This window comes from Rhizobium sp. BK456 (genome assembly GCF_014194045.1).
Taxonomy (GTDB): domain Bacteria; phylum Pseudomonadota; class Alphaproteobacteria; order Rhizobiales; family Rhizobiaceae; genus Rhizobium; species Rhizobium redzepovicii.
In genome coordinates this window covers 157,073-173,967 of record NZ_JACIAO010000004.1, presented here as the reverse complement: position 1 = coordinate 173,967, position 16,895 = coordinate 157,073, and the positions used below count along the sequence as shown (strand labels likewise).

The window sequence follows — 16,895 nt, the reverse complement described above, 5'->3', positions numbered from 1 at the left end:
GCTCCTATTCCAACCGGATGCGGGGATCGACCAGCGCAAGCAGGATATCGCTGATCAGAGAGCCTATCAGCGTCAGCGCACAGATCAGCAGAACGAAGGCACCCGCCAGATACATGTCCTGGGCCATCAGCGCCTGCAGCAGCAGGGGTGCGGCCGTCGGCAGGTTGAGGACGATCGCGACGACGACCGAGCCGGAGATGAGGTTGGGCAGCAGCCAGGCAATGGTCGAGATGAACGGGTTGAGCGCGATCATCATGGGGTATTTCATCAGCAGCCGGAATTCCGACAGACCTTTTGCCCGTGCGGTGGTCACGTAAGGCTTCGGCAGTTCATCGAGCATGTTGGCGCGCATGACGCGGATGAGGCTTGCTGTCGACGAGACGGCAAGAATGATGACGGGAAGCCAAAGATGCGAGAAGAGGTCTACCATCTTGGCGAAGCTCCAGGACGCGTTCTCGTATTCCGGCGAAAACAGCCCGCCGACATCCTGTCCGAATTCGACCGCCGCGATATACATCAGCACCAGCGCCAGTAGGAAGGACGGAACGGCCAGGCCGAAGAAGGTGAAGGCGGTGAAGAAATAGTCGCCTATCGAATATTTGCGCACGGCGGAATAGACGCCGATCGGCAGCGCAATCGCCCAGGTGGCGATCAATGTCGACAGAGCCAGAATAAGCGTCAGCGCCATGCGCTCCCAGATGAGATCCGAGACCGGCTGCTGCCATTCGAAGGAGATGCCGAAATCACCGCGCGAGAGGATGCCCCATATCCATTTGAAATATTGGATGAGCATCGGATCGTCGAGGCCGAAACGCTCACGCAATTGCGCCGCCGTATTCTGATCGACGATCTCGTTGGAGGCTGCCAGCGTCGCGATATAGGTGGTGACATAGTCGCCGGGCGGCAGCTGGATCAGCACGAAAGCCAGGAAGCTGACGGCAAAAAGCGATGGAATCATCCATAGCAAGCGTTTGGCGATGAAGACCAGCATGGGCGCCTCTTGCATTGAACGCTGCCTTCCGTGCCTTGCCGGCTGTCAGGGCCGGCAAGGCATCTCGGAGGGCGAACCGAAAGAAGGCGCCGTACCGTCAGGCACGGCGCCGGAGATCCAAATCAGCTCGTGAAGGTGAACTGCTGCGGCAGCGCGGGCCCCGGATTGGGCCAGGACCAGCTGTCCGGCTCCTTTTCGGGAACATTGCGCAGGTTGTTGCGGATGATGCCGAAGCCACCGACGGCAAGGCAAAGCCCGACGGTCTCGAATTCCTCCGCGGCGATATCGAAGATCTGCTTCATGACCGCACCGCGCTTGTCGAGATCGGCCGTCGAACGCGCCTCGTCGAAAAGCTTCATGCGCTTCTTCTGGCTCTCCGGCGGTTCTTCGCCGCGTGCACCGTTGGAGGTGTACCACAGCGTCCACGGAATGGCGTAACGCGAGCCTTGCGGATGGAAGGCGAAGAAATCGCGCGGATCGAGCATCGGATCGAGACCGCCGGGGCCCGGCCATACCTGCGCATCGTGGGCATTGTCGTCGCCGCGGGTGTAATAAAGCGCCCGTTCGATGGTGTTGACCTTCATGTCGATGCCGATCTGGGCCCAATGCGTCTTGACCAGCTCGAGTGCGTCGACGAGGTCGGGATAGAGCGTCGGAATGACGTCGATCGAGAAGAACACCTTCTGGCCGTCCGGCCGGAGGCGGAAACCGTCGCCGCCCTTCTTGTAGCCGGCCTGATCGAGCATCGCGCCTGCCTTGTCGGCGTCAAATTCGGTGAACTGGCGCGCGTATTTCTCGTTGTACCAGGGATGGGTCGGACGCGGTCCGGCCTGGTAAGGCTCGCTCTGTCCGAAATAGACGATATCGATGAGCTCCGGACGATTGATGCCGATCGATAGCGCCTGCCGGAACGATTTATCCGCAAACATCTTGCGCATGGCAGGATCTTTGTGGGTGATGTTGAAGTAGATCTGGCACTGCTGCGAGGCTGAAGGCACGAGCGTCAGCAGACGATAATCGCCCTTCTGCATGTTCTGGGACAGCGTCGGCTTGTTGGCAAGCACGCTGATATGGCGCTCCTGGATGTCGATCTTGCCCGAGATGACGTTCAGCATCAGCGATTCGACGTCCTGCGAGATGCCGAAGTTGATCTCATCGATATAGGGAAGCTGATTGCCCTCGGTATCGACCTGCCAGAAATAAGGATTCCGGGTCATCACGACGCGGGTGGCGCCACCGACATAGGGCTCCTTGACCACCCATGGATCGAGCGTCGGCTTGTCGACATTGCCCCATCGCGTCGGAATCTCGATGTCGCCGCAGCGGCTGCGGAACAGTTCCGTCCAGCTGGTGACGCCGGCTTTCTTCGCATCGGCCTCGATATTGGGATTATATTTCGGCAGGAACTGGCTGCAGTAGTGCTTCGGAAAGAGCGTCGGATGCTGACCCAGCGGCGTGGCGAGGTTTTCCAGGTAAAGGGCGTTGGCCGCCGCAAAGGTGAACCTGACCGTATAATCGTCGACCTTCTCGACGGTTACCGGCTTGCCGGCGACAGCAAGCTGCGCCGGTGTCGCGCTGTAGAGCTCGGTGTTTTTGACGCAGTCTTCGATCGCGAAAACGACGTCATCGGCGGTAAAGGGATGACCGTCCGACCAGCGCACGCCTTCGATCAGATGGAAGGTGAATTGCGTCGCGTCGTCGCTGACTTCCCAGCGCTCGGCGAGGTTCGGCTCCACAGCCGTAAATTCGAGGTTCCAGCGCACGAGGCTCTGGTTGCCGACCATGCGCAGAATGCCGTTATGGTCGGATGAACCGCGAAGGCCGCGGCGCAGAGAGCCGCCATAGGTGCCGACTTTTTCGAACGGCTTGACCACCATCGGCTTCTTCGGCAGGCGCTCGGCGAGCGGCGGCAGTTTTCCATCTTTCACAAGTTGTGCAAGTGCGGGCGCCTCGCCGCCTGCGGCGAAAGCGCGGCCCGCGATGGACAGCGCCGCTGCACCGGCCATGCCGCCAAGCACGGCGCGGCGGGTAACGCCGCGCGACAGAATTTCATTAGGCATCGAGTTCCTCCCTTTCTATGCCGGCGCAACTTTTGAGCCGGCTGATGCGGCGGGCTCCCGACCTGCCGCTGCGCCCTCCTCGGCGCCCGGACGGAACCATAGACACGTTCCCAAATGATTACAAGAGTTGACAGATAATTACAAATTTTGTAGCGATGCAGCATGAAAGCTTGAATTACACGCCTTAAAACCTAGGCTGGAGCGCACAAAAGACGCCAATCTGTCAGAATCTGTGCATCGCATTGAAATGTCGTTGGCGGACAACTGCCTGACGTTCAGAGAAAAGGACGATAATGACATTCGCGGCCGACGCCGTTCCGAACCGAGGCGCGACGCGCTTCAGCGACATCATCTACGAGAAGATCGTGGGGATGATCGCCGACGGCAATTTTCCGGTGAACGAACGGTTGCCGTCGGAGACGAAGCTCGCCGCCGATTTCGGCGCTTCGAGGCCCGTCGTGCGCGAGGCACTCGAGCGCTTGAGAGCTGATGGCCTGGTCGTTTCCCGCAAGGGCTCCGGCTCCTATGTCCGGCAAAGACCGGATTCGTCGATGCTGAAAATGGTGCCGGTCGGATCGCTCGCCGATGTCCAGCGGTTTTTCGAATTCCGCGCAGGCCTCGAAGCCGAGGCGGCGGAGCTCGCCGCGCGAAACTGGCAGCCCGCCGACAAGGAGAGGATAACGGCAGCGCTTCTTTCGATCGAGCAATGCCTGCGCAACGGAGAGCTCGGCGCCGAGGAGGATCAGGTTCTGCATGATGCCATCGCCATGGCGACCGGCAACCAGTTCCATATCACCGTGCGCGAATGGTTCAGGCCGCATTTCGCCATCGGGCATTCCGTTACACGAAGCCTGAGCCTGAAGCGCACGCTGGAGCAGATCCGCAGCGTCCAGGACGAGCATGCGGTGATCGTGGAGGCGATCTTCGCACGCCGGGAAACCGAAGCGCACGATGCGATGAAGAAACACATATTGAATGCTCGCGCCCGCATGTTCCAGGGCGTTTGAGCGAGAATGGGAGGAAGAACGATGAAACGGATCGCTATGACGGGGGCTGCCGGACGAGTCGGAACGCTGCTGCGCCCGCTCCTCCGCGCACATTTCGGGCACGTCAGCCTGATCGATCTGCAGCAGCCCACCGGGCTTGGCGACAACGAGACCTTCGTCAGGGCCGACCTTACAAAGCTCGACGAGACTAAGGCTGCGCTGAAGGATATCAACGGCGTCGTTCATCTCGCGGGTATCGCCAGCGGCACCGACATGAACGCCATTCTGCACGCGAATGTGCTTGGAACCTACAATCTCTACGAAGCTGCCCGGATCAACAAGGTCGAGCGGGTGGTCTACGCCTCCAGCAACCATGCGACCGGCTTCTATCCCCGCGGCGAAATCATATCGCCGCTCGATCCGATGCGTCCCGACAGCCCCTACGGACTTTCCAAATGCTGGGGCGAACTGGTGGCCGGGCTTTACTACGACACGTCAGGCATTCGCTCCCTTTCCATTCGCATCGGCAATGCCGGGACCTACCCCAACAGCGAGCGATCGATTGCGATCTGGATCAGCGCGCGGGATCTGGCGCAGTTGGTGCGGATCGGGCTCACTCATCCGTTGATCGCCGCGACGGTGGTTTACGGTGTTTCCGATACCGACGAGAAATGGTGGGACAACGATCTGGCGAGGAGGCTCGGCTATCAACCGGAAGACCGGCCGCGCGATCACGCCCGCATCGAACAGGGAGCCGAAGGGCCTGTCGCGCTTGCGTTCCAGGGTGGCGGATTCTGTGAAATCAACCACGATGGCACCATCCGCATGCGTAACGCCGAAGGTTTGGCAAAAAGCCTGGAGGCGGCCGAATGACGGCGCCTCGGATCATCCACCCGCAAGTCCGTTCCGTGATCGAGCAACCGCTGACGGTCGGTGAATCGCCGGTATGGGACGACGAGACCGGCACGCTGTGGTTCGTCGACATTCTGGCTCCGGCCGTCGTGCGGCTCTCGGCTTCGGGAAAGATCGACCGCTTCGACATGCCAGCGGCGGTCGGCAGCCTGGGGCTTTGCCGCGATCATAGGATTGTCGTCGGCCTCCAGACGGGCGTCCATCTCTTCGATCCGGCCTCCCGCGATATCGAATTTCTATGCGACCCGGTCGGGCGCGAGATGATCGGCCGACTCAATGATGGAAAGGTCGGTCCGGACGGGCATTTCTGGGTCGGCTCGATCAGCGAAGCCAAGCCGCAGATCGAAGAGGCCGCTCTTTACCGCGTCGGCGCCGATGGCAGCACGCGGACGGTTGCAACGAGACTGACGAGCTCCAATGGCCTCGCCTGGTCGCCGGACGGCCGGCGGATGTATCACTCCGACAGCCGGCAATGTTTCCTGCAAGCATTCGACTTCGATGCCGAGACGAGCAGTCTCGGTGAAGGACGTCGCCTTCGCAGCTTCACAGAAGATGAGGGGCGGCCGGACGGGGCGACGACTGATCGCGACGGGTTTTACTGGAGCGCCGGCGTCTCCGCCGGCCGCCTCAACCGCATATCGAGCGAAGGTGAAATCGTCGAGATCTACATTCTGCCGGTCCCGGCACCGACCATGCCGTGTTTCGGGGGACCTGATCTCAGCACCCTCTTCGTCACCAGCCTGTCGACGGACCGCACCGGACGTTTCGAGGCGGGCACGGTCATCGCCTTCGACGTGGATGCAGAAGGGCTGCCGCCCTTCCGCTTCGGCAACCAATTATCTTGAAAGCGAACGGGGAAGAAAAATGAGCATCGCGATCATGCGCAAGGCGCTCACGGGCGTTTCGGGTGTTCCCGTCACGGCCTATGACAGCAAAGGCGAAGTCGAACCGCGGATTACGGCCAAGGTCTATGCGCGGGTGGCGACCGCGGGCATTCACAACATCGTCGCTGCCGGCAATACCGGGGAATTCTACGCGCTGACGCCGCAGGAAATCCGGATCGTCCACGAAGCGGCGGTATCAGGCGTCGACGGCCGCGCGCCGGTGACGGCGGCGATCGGCCGGTCGCTGCGCGAGGCGATCGGCATGGCGAGGGATGCGTCGGCGATCGGCGCAACCGCCGTCATGTCGCATCAGCCCGTCGATCCTTTCGCAGCACCTTCGGCCCAGATTGGCTATTTCTGCAATCTTGCCGATGCGTCCACTCTGCCGCTCGTCGCCTATGTCAGGGCCGAGGGTTTTGGTGTCGACGATATCGTCCGCCTCGCCAACCACGGCAATATCGCCGGCATCAAGTTTGCCACGACCGATCTGATGCTCTTGTCGCGCGCGATTCCGGCGGCCGATCCCGATGGTGCCCTGTTCGTCTGCGGCCTGGCGGAGAGCTGGGCGCCGACATTCACCGCCGCCGGCGCGCGCGGCTTCACGTCGGGCCTCGTCAACGTTGCGCCGCAGCTTTCGCTTGCCGTCCACGCCGCGCTCGAAAAAGGCGACTTTGCCGCGGCACGGGCGATCGTCAACAAGCTCGAGCCGTTCGAGCGGATGCGAACCAAATTCCGCAACGGCGCCAATGTGACCGTCGTGAAAGAGGCGGTCACCTATTCCGGCCTCAATGTCGGCCCCGTGCGCGTGCCGGGGTTGCCGCTGCTCGACCAGCATGATCGCGAGGAACTTCATCGGCTGCTACGAGGCTGGGAGGCCGAGGGCAGCATTCAAACTGATCCGGACCGGCAGCAGCCTGCCAAGGCGGCCGGCTGAGTTCGACATTATTTCTGCAAACAACAGGATTGGGAGGTCTAGAGATGCTGAAACAGCTACTGACAACGATCGCAATTACCGGCGCCCTGATAACGACGCAGCCTGCCTGGGCTGCCTCGCCGCCCAATATGCTGGTCATAGGCACCAATCTCACCGGCATCCGCACGCTCGATCCGGCCCAGAACAATGCCCGCACCGTTTCCGAGCTGATCTCGAACCTCTACGACAATCTGGTGCAGCTGTCGCCGGACGATCTCAAGACGCTGAAGCCGATGCTTGCGACGCAATGGAGCGTCTCAGACGACGGCAAGATCATCACGCTCACCCTGCGCGACGACGCCGTCTTCCAGAGCGGCAACAAGGTGACCGCCGAGGATGCGGCCTGGTCGATCCAGCGCGTCATCAAGATGGGCCAGGTCGGCTCGACTGACGTGGCGCTCTGGGGCTTCAAGCCCGATAACGTCGAAAAACTCGTTCGGGCAAAGGACGAGCATACGCTCGAGATCGAACTGCCGCAGTCGGTGAATACCGATCTGGTGCTCTATTCGCTGGCCGGCTCGTCGATCGGCATCGTCGACAAGAAGACGGTGCTGTCGCATGAGGCGAATGGCGATTTCGGCGGCGCCTGGCTTTCGGCCAATTCCGCCGGCAGCGGTCCGTTCAGCCTGGCGCAATGGCGGCCGAACGACGTGGCGATCTTCAATGCGCAGCCGAAATACTGGGGCGGCAAGCCCGCCATGGCCCGCGTCGTCGCCCGCCACATCCCGGAATCCGGCAACCTCAGGCTGCAGCTCGAAGCCGGCGACGTCGATGTCGGCCAGTATGTGGCAAGCGGCGATCTCGATGCGCTGTCCACCAACAAGGATATGGTCATCGACAATGTCCCGGGTCTTGGCTTCTATTATATCGCCCTCAATCAGAAAGACCCGGATCTGCAGAAGCCGAAGGTTCGCGAGGCCTTCCAGCACGCCTTCGACTGGAAGGCGATCTCCGGCAACATCATGCGCTATACGGGCTTTCCCTGGCAGTCGATGATCCCGCGCGGCATGATCGGCGCGCCCGATGAGGCTGCCGCCCGCTATGATTACGATCCCGCTAAAGCCAAGCAGCTGCTGGCGGAGGCCGGATATCCGAACGGCTTGAAGAAAGTGCTCAATCCGTCGGGGGCAGCGACCTTGCCCTTCGCCGAAGCGCTGCAGGCGAGCGCGCGGGCTGCCGGCCTCGATCTCGATCTGGTGCCCGGCGAGTTCACGCCCGCCTTCCGCGAGCGCAAGTTCGAAGTGCTGCTCGGCAATTCCGGCGCCCGCCTGCCGGATCCCTTCGCCGTCGCCACACAATATGCCTTCAACCCTGACAATAGCGACGAAGCGCGCCTCGGCAGCTATTATCTCTGGCGCACAGGTATGAAGGTGGACGATCTCAACACCCTCATCGATCAGTCGATGAAAGAGCGCGATACGGCCAAGCGCACGGATATGTTCAAGAAGATGGACGGCATCTATGCCGGCATGGCCGCTCCGCTCGTCATCTTCTTCCAGCGAACCGACCCTTACGTGATGCGCGCCAACGTCAAGAATTATCGCGGGCACACGACGTGGTCGACGCGCTGGCATGACGTGACCAAGGAGTAGAGCGCGTGGCGAGCGCCGATCTGACATCGAAGCAGGAAGGCCGTCGCTCTCAAGCGGGCGGGTTCGCCGATGCGGCCCCGCACCCGTTGATGAGCTTGCTGCGGCGCCTGGCGGGACGCGTGGTGGCTGTTGTGACCACGCTGCTCGGTCTGCTTTTCCTGACCTTTTCGATGGGGCGCCTGCTGCCTGCCGACCCGGTGCTTGCTATCACCGGGCCGGAGGTCAGCAAGGAGGTCTATGATCGGGTTTATAACGAGCTGGGGCTCGGACAGCCGATCTGGATGCAGTTCCTCTCCTATGTCGGAAAGATCGCCACAGGCAATCTCGGCACGTCGGCGACCACGGGCCAGCCGATCCTCACCGATCTGATGACGATCTTTCCCGCCACCATCGAGCTTGCGATCATCGCCATGATCATCGGCGCCATTATCGGCATTCCCTTGGGCGTCACGGCTGCCGTCAGGCGCGGAACCATCATCGATCACATCGCCCGGATCGTTGCGCTTGCCGGCCACTCCATCCCGATCTTCTGGACCGGGCTGATGGCGCTCTTCCTTTTCTACGCCAAGCTCAAGCTGGTCGGCGCATCGGGCCGCATCGACGTCTTCTATGAGGGCCTCGTCACCCCCATGACGGGCTTTCTGCTGATAGACGCAGCGATACAGCAGCAATGGGACGTGTTTTACAACGCGCTTGGCCACATCATCCTGCCGGCGGCGATCCTCGGTTATTACTCCGTCGCCTATATCAGCCGCATGTCGCGAAGCTTCATGCTGGAGCAGTTGAGCCAGGAATACATCATCACCGCCCGGGCCAAGGGGCTCGGCACCCGCAAGGTCGTCTGGCGGCACGCCTTCCGGAACATCCGCGTGCAGCTGCTGACGATCCTGGCACTGACCTTCGGCGGGCTGCTCGAAGGCGCGGTGCTGATCGAGACGGTTTTCGGCTGGCCGGGGCTCGGCCAGTATCTCACCCGCGGGCTACAGATGAACGATATGAACGTCGTCATGGGTTCGGTTCTGACGATCGGCGCCGTCTTCCTGACGATCAACATCCTGTCGGATGTGCTCTACCGCATCCTTGATCCGAGAACACGGTGACGCCATGACGATCTCCTCAGAAGACGCAGACGCCCACACCCTCGGCTTTCGCAGTTGGTTGCGGGCAGATGAGCCTCAGGGCTGGTTCCAGTCGTCGGCGCAGCAAATCCATCAGGGCTGGCTGAAATTCAGCCTGCACCCGCTTGGGCTGGCCGGCCTCTTCATCATCGTGCTGCTGATCGTCGTGGCGACGGCCGCCCCCTTGCTCACCAGCTACGATCCGATCGTGCAGGATATGGCCGGGCGACTCGCGCCGCCCTCGGCCGCCCGTCTTCTCGGCACCGACAATTTCGGCCGCGACGTCTTTGCGCGGGTGATCTACGGCGCCCGCACCACGCTTTACATCATCATGCTGGTGACGATCATCGTCGCACCGCTCGGCCTGCTGATCGGCACGGTCTCCGGCTATTTCGGCGGCATTGTCGATGAGATCCTGATGCGCATCACCGATATCTTCCTCTCCTTCCCCGGACTGGTGCTGGCGCTCGGTTTTGCCGCCGCCCTCGGCCCCGGGATCACCAATGCGATCATCGCCATTTCGCTGACGGCCTGGCCGCCGATCGCGCGGCTGGCGCGCGCCGAAACGCTCAGCCTGCGCAAAGCCGATTATATCGCCGCCGTGCGCCTGCAGGGCGCGACATCGCTTGCGATCATCACCCGCCACATCCTGCCGATGTGCATTCCCTCGGTGATCGTCCGCGTCACCCTCAATATGGCCGGCATCATCATCACTGCCGCCGGTCTTGGCTTCCTCGGCCTCGGCGCGCAACCGCCCTGGCCGGAATGGGGCTCGATGGCCGCCAGCGGTCGTGAGTTCATGCTCGATAGCCCTTGGGTGATCGCCGCGCCCGGCATCGCCATCGCACTCGTCAGCCTCGCCTTCAATCTCGTCGGCGATGCGCTGCGCGACGTGCTCGACCCGAGAGGTTCGGAATGACAGAGCCGCTCATCGACATTCAAAACCTCGAAATCGCCTATGGCGGCGGCCACATGCGCGCGGTGCGCGGCGTGAGCTTTGCGCTCGGGCAGGAAAAACTCGGCATCGTCGGCGAATCCGGATCGGGAAAATCCACCGTCGGCCGGGCGATCATGAAGCTGCTGCCGCCGACCGCGATCGTCCGCGCCGAGCGGATGGCCTTTCGCGACGTCGACCTCCTCAAGGCCGACGAACGAAAGATGATGACGATCCGGGGGCGGCGGATCGGGCTGATCCTGCAGGACCCGAAATATTCGCTCAATCCGGTCATGCGCATCGGCGAACAGATCGCCGAGACCTACCGTTTCCATCATCCGAAGGCGGGCGCGAAGCAGACCTATCAACAGGCGCTCGACATGCTCGAAGCCGTCCAAATCCGCGATCCCGAGCGCGTCGCCCGTCTTTATCCGCACGAAATATCAGGCGGGATGGGCCAGCGCGTGATGATCGCCATGATGCTGATCGCCGAACCCGAAGTGCTGATCGCCGACGAGCCGACCTCGGCGCTCGACGTCACGGTCAGGCTCGAAATCCTGGCGCTGCTCGACGAACTCGTCTCACGCCGCAATCTCGGCCTGATCTTCATCAGCCACGACCTCAATCTGATCCGCAATTTCTGCGACCGCGTCCTCATCATGTATGCCGGCCGTGTCGTGGAGGTGCTGGAGGCGCGCGATCTCGACAAGGCGAAACACCCTTATACGCAGGGGCTGCTGGCATCCTTGCCGACGATCGAGAATCCTCCTGCCCGGCTGCGCATCCTGAAACGCGACCCGACTTGGCTTGACGACCTCGCAATGGAGGTGCGGCCATGATCCGGATCGACAACCTTACTATCCGTTTCGGACACGGCCAGCGGCCCGTTGTCAGAGATGTGAACCTCACGGTCGAGAGGGGGACGGCGTTCGGCCTGGTCGGCGAGTCCGGCTGCGGCAAGTCCACGGTTCTCCGGGCCCTCTCCGGCCTCAACGCCAATTATGATGGCAACATCGAACTCCAGGGCGAGACGCTGGACCGGCAGCGCAGCCGGCCGTTCTATCGCCGGGTGCAGATGGTGTTTCAGGACCCCTACGGATCGCTCCATCCCCGCAAGACCATCCGCTCGCAACTGAAAGAACCGCTGCGCAACCAGGGGCTGGAGACGAATTCCGTCGACGTCAACGCGGTACTCAGATCGGTCGGCCTCGATCCGGCGCTGAGCTACCGATTTCCGCATCAGCTTTCCGGCGGGCAGCGCCAGCGTGTGGCGATCGCCCGCGCCCTGATGCTGAACCCTGACGTCCTGCTTCTCGACGAACCGACATCGGCGCTCGATGTCTCTGTCCAGGCCGAGATCCTCAATCTGCTGCAGGATCTGCGCGCCGAGCGCGGCCTCACCTACCTCCTTGTCAGCCACGATCTCGCCGTCGTCTCCCATATGTGCAGCCGCGTCGCCATCATGGAAGCCGGCGAGATCGTCGAACAGGTCGATATCGAGGCCCTGCGCCGAGGCGCCGTCGAACATCCCTATTCGCAACGCTTGCTGCGGGCGAGCCGGATGTACGGGAGGGTGTAGCCGTCGATCGGTACGCCCTGCCGCTTCGCGGGTCACCGCAAGTGGGCGTCGATGGCGAAAATGATCTCTTCCCAATCGTTGGGATGAATTTCGTGGCCGCCACCTTCGAGGCGGACAAGCTTCGCGCCCCGGACGGTTCTTGCCAGCAGTTCGCCGTGCTCAACCGGATAAATCGGGTCGGCCGTTCCGTGTATGACGAGGAGGGACGCGGCCAGTTCCGCCAATTTTCCTTTCAAGGCCTGCCCGCCCCTCAACATGAAATGATTTGTGGCACTGACGAAGTTCTTCGCCCGCCTGACATCCCGTTCGACAAAGGCGCGCGCCCGCCCTTCGTCATAGGTGTGCGCCACCCCGGCGATCATCCGGGTGTCTCTGACAAGAAATTCGATCACCTGGGCATTGTCTGTCCAGTCGATGGCGTCACCCGTCGCGGCGTGCGCCATGTAGGCGTCAGTGGTATGCGGCAGCCCGCTAGTATCAATGCCTATTGGCGTGGTGGACATCAGCGTCAGCGTCTTGACGCGTTCGGGATAGGAGAGCGCTGCGATCTGGGCAATCGTGCCGCCCAGTGACATGCCGATCAGATTGACGCGGTCAATGCCGTAGCCATCCAGTACCCTGACGGCGTCCGCAGCCATGTCGTCCATGGTGTAAGGCGGTTCCCCCGGCTCGTAGATCGTCGAACGGCCAGTGTCTCGATTGTCATAGCGAATGACATAATATTTTAGAGCGGCGAGCTTCTGGCAGAACCCGTCCGGCCACCACAGCATCGACGCCATCGCGCCCATAATCAACAGGATCGGCTCATGCGCCGGGTCGCCAAAGGCCTGTGTGGCGATCTCGACGTCATCAAACTTGATATTGCGTTCAGTCACTTGGAGCGTCCTATACGTGTATCGGGTGAAGCGGCGAAGGCTTGGGTCCTGATATCAGCAGCCATAACCCATGATGGGGCTAAGGCAGGTGTGCCGCATCAGGCATTTTGCCTAGGGCGGGTTCAAAACACACATGGGATGACTACGTCTCCATCTCTGCTAATCTTAAACTTCACCTATCGGAGGACTTTGTATCGACATCCCTCAAAAGTCCTTGTTCTCAGGCCGTACAGCAGAACTCGATGCGATGGAATCCGCGTTCCGGGACGTCTCCGGCGGTCGGCAACACTCCATTCTCCTCGGAGCGGAAGCAGGCGGCGGCAAGAGCCGGCTGGTCGAGGAGGTCGTCGACCGACTGTCAAGCATGATGCCGAAAAGTGTGAGCGGTTTTCGGACGACATCATGCTCTAAGTCCTTAATGTAGAACAGGATGATTTTAGGCCGGGTCGGCCTCCAGGCGTTCCGATCAAACGATAGGGCGCGGCTATTTCCAGCTCGTGTAATCAGCGGCGGTGCAACCAAACGGCGCACGATCTTGGCCAAACCGCTTCTTCAGCTGCTCGCATCCCCACTCGTTCAACGGCGCCGGCATGAGGTTGTTGATGTCCATGCCAGGCGATTGGAATTGCGTCGGCGAGCTCGTGACGTACCAAAGCCAGAAGCCGACCACACCGACGACGATCAGAAGCAAAGTGCCGAAGAAAAGCTGCAGCCGCCTCAACATCGACACCGTCTTTTTGGGTTCTTCGATCAACACCGGCGCAGCCTGATCGCCGTCTTGCTGATGCCCCAGAGGTGCGAGAGCCGCGGCGCGCTCGGCATCCGTGAGCTCGACCCGCTGCAGACGATTGTCCAGAAGCACCGGCAGGGCCGTATTGCCGTGCCTGACGGCCATTCCGATCGCCTTGCCATTGGCTTCACCGACGATCAGCGGCTCCTGTCCGCTCTTCATCCGCGTGTAAGCCGATCGTCCCGTTTTGTCGGCGGCGATCTTGTCATTGTAGGTGATGGAAAGGACCCCGCGCTTGCGGTCAAATGCACTGATCTCGACGGGGACGGGGATCAGCCTGGCAGGCCGGCGCAATTGACCCTTGACCCGCCAAATGCGGATACCAAGAAAAATCATGCCCAGGCTCATGCCGCCAAGCAGGACCACGAACAGCGTGAGCGTGATGATCCTGTTCCAGAGCATGTCCAGACCCAGGCTCATTGTCGCGAGTTCCGGATGGTCGGCGGAAATCACAAGATCGGTTTCATAATCGCCGGTATGGAAATCGACGAACATGACCTCGACCTCGGTGTCGTAGTTTCGTCCGCCGTAGCTGTAGACAAGGTGTGCCTCGCAGTCGGTGAAGACTGCCTTGCGTGTCGTGCATTTCCCGTTTTGCACGTCACCGTTCTCAAGCACCAAGGGGTTCTGGCTGATCTGGAAATCGCGGATCACACCGGGTGCTTCCGAGACGAAGAGAAAGACGGCCAATGCCAGGATAATGGGCGTTGACCAGAAGTAAGCGTTCGGCGTGGAGATGACGTTGCGCGCCAGTGAGAGCGGGCGGCTGGGGAGAACAAGCGAAGACAACGGCGTCGGACCCCTCATGTGACAGCGCAGCGCGCCGGTAAAGCTTCAAAGCGGCCGATGACCAACGAGCGGAGTTGGCGTCATCCAGACCGGCTTGCACAATCCCATTGTGTGATACCGATCTACAACCTGTTGCGGGCGATCGGCAATGCTTTTCTACACGCGCAGGCGGCAATCCCGCGTTGGTCCTGTCGATAACGCGAGCGACACGAGATACATATTTCACTGATGCCTCCGGACGCAGCATCGAGACGATGAAAACCGAGCGATCGTCAGGCGATCGGTTTGCCGAGAGCCGGATTGACCTCGCCAAAACTGTTGCCTCTTCGCCTTTAAAGTTGCGTCACCGGTATGAAGGTTGATAGAGGAGCGGCGGCGGTATAGTTTCGCTTTCGCAAATCGACGAATGACACAAGGAATAGTTATCTCATGCCGACAGGTACGGTTAAATTCTTCAATGACGACAAGGGCTTCGGCTTTATCACCCCCGAGGATGGCGGACAGGACGTGTTCGTGCACGTGTCTGCTCTGCAGCGCGGCGGGTCGCTACGCGAAGGCGACAAGGTCAGCTTCGACGTCGGACAGGATCGCAAGACCGGAAAATCGAAGGCTGAGAACGTCTCAACCCTCTGATTCAAAGTCGAAGATTACCCAACCCGCGTTGAGCGGGTTGGGCTCGTCGCAACGCCATAGGCCGCGACGACGGTAATCGAGGTCTGTGCGTGTCGTTTTGGGGTACCGGGACGGCAGGAATGCTTCACGCATCCACGTCAGGCCGACGCGAGGCGCTATCTACGCCTCCGATAAAATGCTTTCGGCCGCCTTCTCAGCAATCATGATCACCGGCGAATTGGTGTTGCCCGAGATGATGGTCGGCATGATCGAGGCATCGACGACCCGCAGCTTCGCCAGCCCATGCACCCGCAATTGCGAATCAACCACCGCCATCGTGTCGCTGCCCATTTTACAGGTGCCGACCGGATGGAAGATCGTTGTGGCGATATCGCCGGCGCGGCGAATCAGATCCTCGTCACTCTGGTATTGCCTGCCCGGCAGCATCTCCTGCGGCCGGTACCTAGCGATGGCGCCGGCCTCCATCAGCCGGCGCGCATGCCGAATCGATTTCGTTGCCACGATCCGGTCGCCAACGGTCGAAAGATAATTCGGGCGGATGTCCGGCGCCACGGTAAAATCCGGGCCGCCGACATGCACGGTGCCTCGGCTTTCCGGCCGCAGATTGCAGACGGAGACGGTGACCGCCGGATATTTGTGCAGCGGCTCGCCGAGCCGGTCGGTGCTCAAGGGCTGCACGTGATATTCGAGATCGGCGGTCGCAACTGCCGGATCGCTCTTGGCAAAGATACCGAGCTGGCTCGGCGCCATCGACAACGGCCCGGACCGGCGCAGCATATATTCAAGCCCCATGCCCGCCCGGGTGAACAGGTTGTGATAGAGCTGGTTCAGCGTCTTTGCGCCCTCGATGCGGAAGACCGTACGGATTTGCAGATGGTCCTGCAGGTTTTCGCCGACACCCGGAAGTTCATGGGTGACATCAAGCCCGGCGGCGGACAACACATCCGGGCGACCGACCCCGGAAAGCTCCAGGATTTTCGGCGAATTGATCGCACCGGCAGACAGGATGACCTCGCGACCGGCGCGAGCCAGATGATTCTGCCCGTTCAGCCGGAACCGCACGCCGGTCACCATTCTGCCGTCGAATTCCAGCCGCTCGGTTTCGGCGCCGGTCAGCACACGCAGATTGAGCCGCTTCATCGCCGGGCGCAGAAAGGCCTTCGTCGTGTTCCAGCGCAGGCCGCCGCGCTGGTTGACCTCGAAATAGCCTGAGCCTTCATTGTCGCCATTGTTGAAATCGTCGGTCTTCGGGATACCGAGTTCTTCAGCTGCATCGCGAAAGGCATCGAGGATCGGCCAGGAAAGCCGCTGCTTTTCCACCCGCCATTCGCCGCCTGCCCCGTGCATCCGCGACTGGCCACGATAGTTGTCCTCGGATTTGAGGAAATAGGGCAGCACGTCGTCCCAGCCCCAGCCGGAATTACCCGCCTGCCGCCAGCCGTCGTAATCGGCCGCCTGGCCACGCACGTAGATCATGCCGTTGATCGACGAGCAGCCTCCCAGCACTTTTCCTCGCGGATAAGGCAGTGATCGGCCGTTCAGTCCGGCCTCCGCCGCCGTCCTCATCATCCAATCGGTGCGTGGATTGCCCATGCAGTAGAGATAGCCGATCGGCACATGCACCCAATGATAGCGGTCGCTGCCGCCGGCTTCGAGCAGCAGGACACGGGTTTTCGGATCGGCCGACAACCGGTTGGCCAGAACGCATCCCGCCGATCCTGCGCCGACGATGATGAAATCGTAGCGTCCCGCATCAATGGCTGCATCATCCACACGCAT

15 protein-coding genes and 1 pseudogene are annotated in these 16,895 nt (G+C 61.3%); 11 read left to right on the top strand and 5 right to left on the bottom strand.

What is annotated here, in order from left to right:
• Positions 1 to 4: 4 nt before the first annotated feature.
• Both FHX03_RS13640 and FHX03_RS13635 read right to left on the bottom strand, forming a co-directional pair.
• Positions 5 to 991, bottom strand: a complete 987-nt coding sequence (locus FHX03_RS13640; RefSeq protein ID WP_097628136.1) for an ABC transporter permease — start codon at positions 989 to 991, stop codon at positions 5 to 7.
• Between the two features lie 122 nt (positions 992 to 1,113).
• Positions 1,114 to 3,051 (bottom strand): ABC transporter substrate-binding protein, encoded by a 1,938-nt coding sequence (locus FHX03_RS13635; RefSeq protein WP_097628011.1) that lies wholly within the window; start codon positions 3,049 to 3,051, stop codon positions 1,114 to 1,116.
• Between the two features lie 293 nt (positions 3,052 to 3,344).
• Between FHX03_RS13635 and FHX03_RS13630 the strand changes: the two genes are divergently transcribed.
• The 9 genes from FHX03_RS13630 to FHX03_RS13590 are packed head-to-tail and all read left to right on the top strand — an operon-like array spanning position 3,345 to position 12,029.
• Complete coding sequence (locus FHX03_RS13630) at positions 3,345 to 4,058, top strand: FadR/GntR family transcriptional regulator (protein ID WP_097628012.1); 714 nt, start codon at positions 3,345 to 3,347, stop codon at positions 4,056 to 4,058.
• Between the two features lie 21 nt (positions 4,059 to 4,079).
• The gene (locus FHX03_RS13625) at positions 4,080 to 4,910 is read left to right on the top strand and encodes an NAD-dependent epimerase/dehydratase family protein (RefSeq protein ID WP_183854093.1); all 831 of its coding nucleotides are present in this window, start codon (positions 4,080 to 4,082) and stop codon (positions 4,908 to 4,910) included.
• A complete protein-coding gene (locus tag FHX03_RS13620; RefSeq protein WP_183854091.1) occupies positions 4,907 to 5,794 on the top strand; it encodes an SMP-30/gluconolactonase/LRE family protein in 888 nt (295 codons plus the stop codon). The genes FHX03_RS13625 and FHX03_RS13620 overlap by 4 nt, the downstream gene beginning before the upstream one ends.
• Before the next feature lie 19 nt (positions 5,795 to 5,813).
• Positions 5,814 to 6,767 carry a dihydrodipicolinate synthase family protein gene (locus tag FHX03_RS13615; protein WP_183854089.1) on the top strand — a complete coding sequence of 318 codons (954 nt, stop codon included), beginning with the start codon at positions 5,814 to 5,816 and terminating at the stop codon, positions 6,765 to 6,767.
• 44 nt (positions 6,768 to 6,811) lie between these two features.
• Positions 6,812 to 8,398: an ABC transporter substrate-binding protein gene (locus FHX03_RS13610; RefSeq protein ID WP_183854087.1), complete on the top strand. Its 1,587-nt coding sequence runs from the start codon at positions 6,812 to 6,814 to the stop codon at positions 8,396 to 8,398.
• 5 nt (positions 8,399 to 8,403) lie between these two features.
• Positions 8,404 to 9,498: an ABC transporter permease gene (locus tag FHX03_RS13605; RefSeq protein ID WP_183854085.1), complete on the top strand. Its 1,095-nt coding sequence runs from the start codon at positions 8,404 to 8,406 to the stop codon at positions 9,496 to 9,498.
• A gap of 4 nt (positions 9,499 to 9,502) precedes the next feature.
• Positions 9,503 to 10,435, top strand: a complete 933-nt coding sequence (locus FHX03_RS13600; protein WP_183854083.1) for an ABC transporter permease — start codon at positions 9,503 to 9,505, stop codon at positions 10,433 to 10,435.
• Entirely contained in the window at positions 10,432 to 11,289 is an 858-nt protein-coding gene (locus FHX03_RS13595) for an ABC transporter ATP-binding protein (protein ID WP_183854081.1), read from the top strand. The genes FHX03_RS13600 and FHX03_RS13595 overlap by 4 nt, the downstream gene beginning before the upstream one ends.
• Positions 11,286 to 12,029 (top strand): ABC transporter ATP-binding protein, encoded by a 744-nt coding sequence (locus FHX03_RS13590; protein WP_097628020.1) that lies wholly within the window; start codon positions 11,286 to 11,288, stop codon positions 12,027 to 12,029. The genes FHX03_RS13595 and FHX03_RS13590 overlap by 4 nt, the downstream gene beginning before the upstream one ends.
• A gap of 32 nt (positions 12,030 to 12,061) precedes the next feature.
• Here the strand turns inward: FHX03_RS13590 and FHX03_RS13585 are convergent, their stop codons facing one another.
• On the bottom strand, positions 12,062 to 12,904 hold the full coding sequence (locus FHX03_RS13585; protein WP_183854079.1) for an alpha/beta fold hydrolase: 843 nt from the start codon (positions 12,902 to 12,904) through the stop codon (positions 12,062 to 12,064).
• 193 nt (positions 12,905 to 13,097) lie between these two features.
• Between FHX03_RS13585 and FHX03_RS34435 the strand changes: the two are divergent.
• Positions 13,098 to 13,265, top strand: a pseudogene (locus FHX03_RS34435) (AAA family ATPase); the annotation flags it as partial.
• A gap of 123 nt (positions 13,266 to 13,388) precedes the next feature.
• On the opposite strand, the gene FHX03_RS13575 reads toward FHX03_RS34435, so the two are convergent.
• Entirely contained in the window at positions 13,389 to 14,501 is a 1,113-nt protein-coding gene (locus FHX03_RS13575) for a hypothetical protein (RefSeq protein ID WP_183854077.1), read from the bottom strand.
• 411 nt (positions 14,502 to 14,912) lie between these two features.
• On the opposite strand from FHX03_RS13575, the gene FHX03_RS13570 reads away from it, so the two are divergent.
• Entirely contained in the window at positions 14,913 to 15,116 is a 204-nt protein-coding gene (locus tag FHX03_RS13570) for a cold-shock protein (RefSeq protein WP_003572688.1), read from the top strand.
• A 159-nt stretch (positions 15,117 to 15,275) separates the two neighbouring features.
• Here the strand turns inward: FHX03_RS13570 and FHX03_RS13565 are convergent, their stop codons facing one another.
• Entirely contained in the window at positions 15,276 to 16,895 is a 1,620-nt protein-coding gene (locus FHX03_RS13565) for a GMC family oxidoreductase (protein ID WP_210298568.1), read from the bottom strand.

What these genes read in the sequence shown, in the direction of transcription:
- FHX03_RS13640 (WP_097628136.1), bottom strand. Translation starts at nt 991, where the DNA reads ATGCTGGTCTTCATCGCCAAACGCTTGCTATGGATGATTCCATCGCTT.
- FHX03_RS13635 (WP_097628011.1), bottom strand. Translation starts at nt 3,051, where the DNA reads ATGCCTAATGAAATTCTGTCGCGCGGCGTTACCCGCCGCGCCGTGCTT.
- FHX03_RS13630 (WP_097628012.1), top strand. Translation starts at nt 3,345, where the DNA reads ATGACATTCGCGGCCGACGCCGTTCCGAACCGAGGCGCGACGCGCTTC.
- FHX03_RS13625 (WP_183854093.1), top strand. Translation starts at nt 4,080, where the DNA reads ATGAAACGGATCGCTATGACGGGGGCTGCCGGACGAGTCGGAACGCTG.
- FHX03_RS13620 (WP_183854091.1), top strand. Translation starts at nt 4,907, where the DNA reads ATGACGGCGCCTCGGATCATCCACCCGCAAGTCCGTTCCGTGATCGAG.
- FHX03_RS13615 (WP_183854089.1), top strand. Translation starts at nt 5,814, where the DNA reads ATGAGCATCGCGATCATGCGCAAGGCGCTCACGGGCGTTTCGGGTGTT.
- FHX03_RS13610 (WP_183854087.1), top strand. Translation starts at nt 6,812, where the DNA reads ATGCTGAAACAGCTACTGACAACGATCGCAATTACCGGCGCCCTGATA.
- FHX03_RS13600 (WP_183854083.1), top strand. Translation starts at nt 9,503, where the DNA reads ATGACGATCTCCTCAGAAGACGCAGACGCCCACACCCTCGGCTTTCGC.
- FHX03_RS13595 (WP_183854081.1), top strand. Translation starts at nt 10,432, where the DNA reads ATGACAGAGCCGCTCATCGACATTCAAAACCTCGAAATCGCCTATGGC.
- FHX03_RS13590 (WP_097628020.1), top strand. Translation starts at nt 11,286, where the DNA reads ATGATCCGGATCGACAACCTTACTATCCGTTTCGGACACGGCCAGCGG.
- FHX03_RS13575 (WP_183854077.1), bottom strand. Translation starts at nt 14,501, where the DNA reads ATGAGGGGTCCGACGCCGTTGTCTTCGCTTGTTCTCCCCAGCCGCCCG.
- FHX03_RS13570 (WP_003572688.1), top strand. Translation starts at nt 14,913, where the DNA reads ATGCCGACAGGTACGGTTAAATTCTTCAATGACGACAAGGGCTTCGGC.
- FHX03_RS13565 (WP_210298568.1), bottom strand. Translation starts at nt 16,895, where the DNA reads ATGCGTGTGGATGATGCAGCCATTGATGCGGGACGCTACGATTTCATC.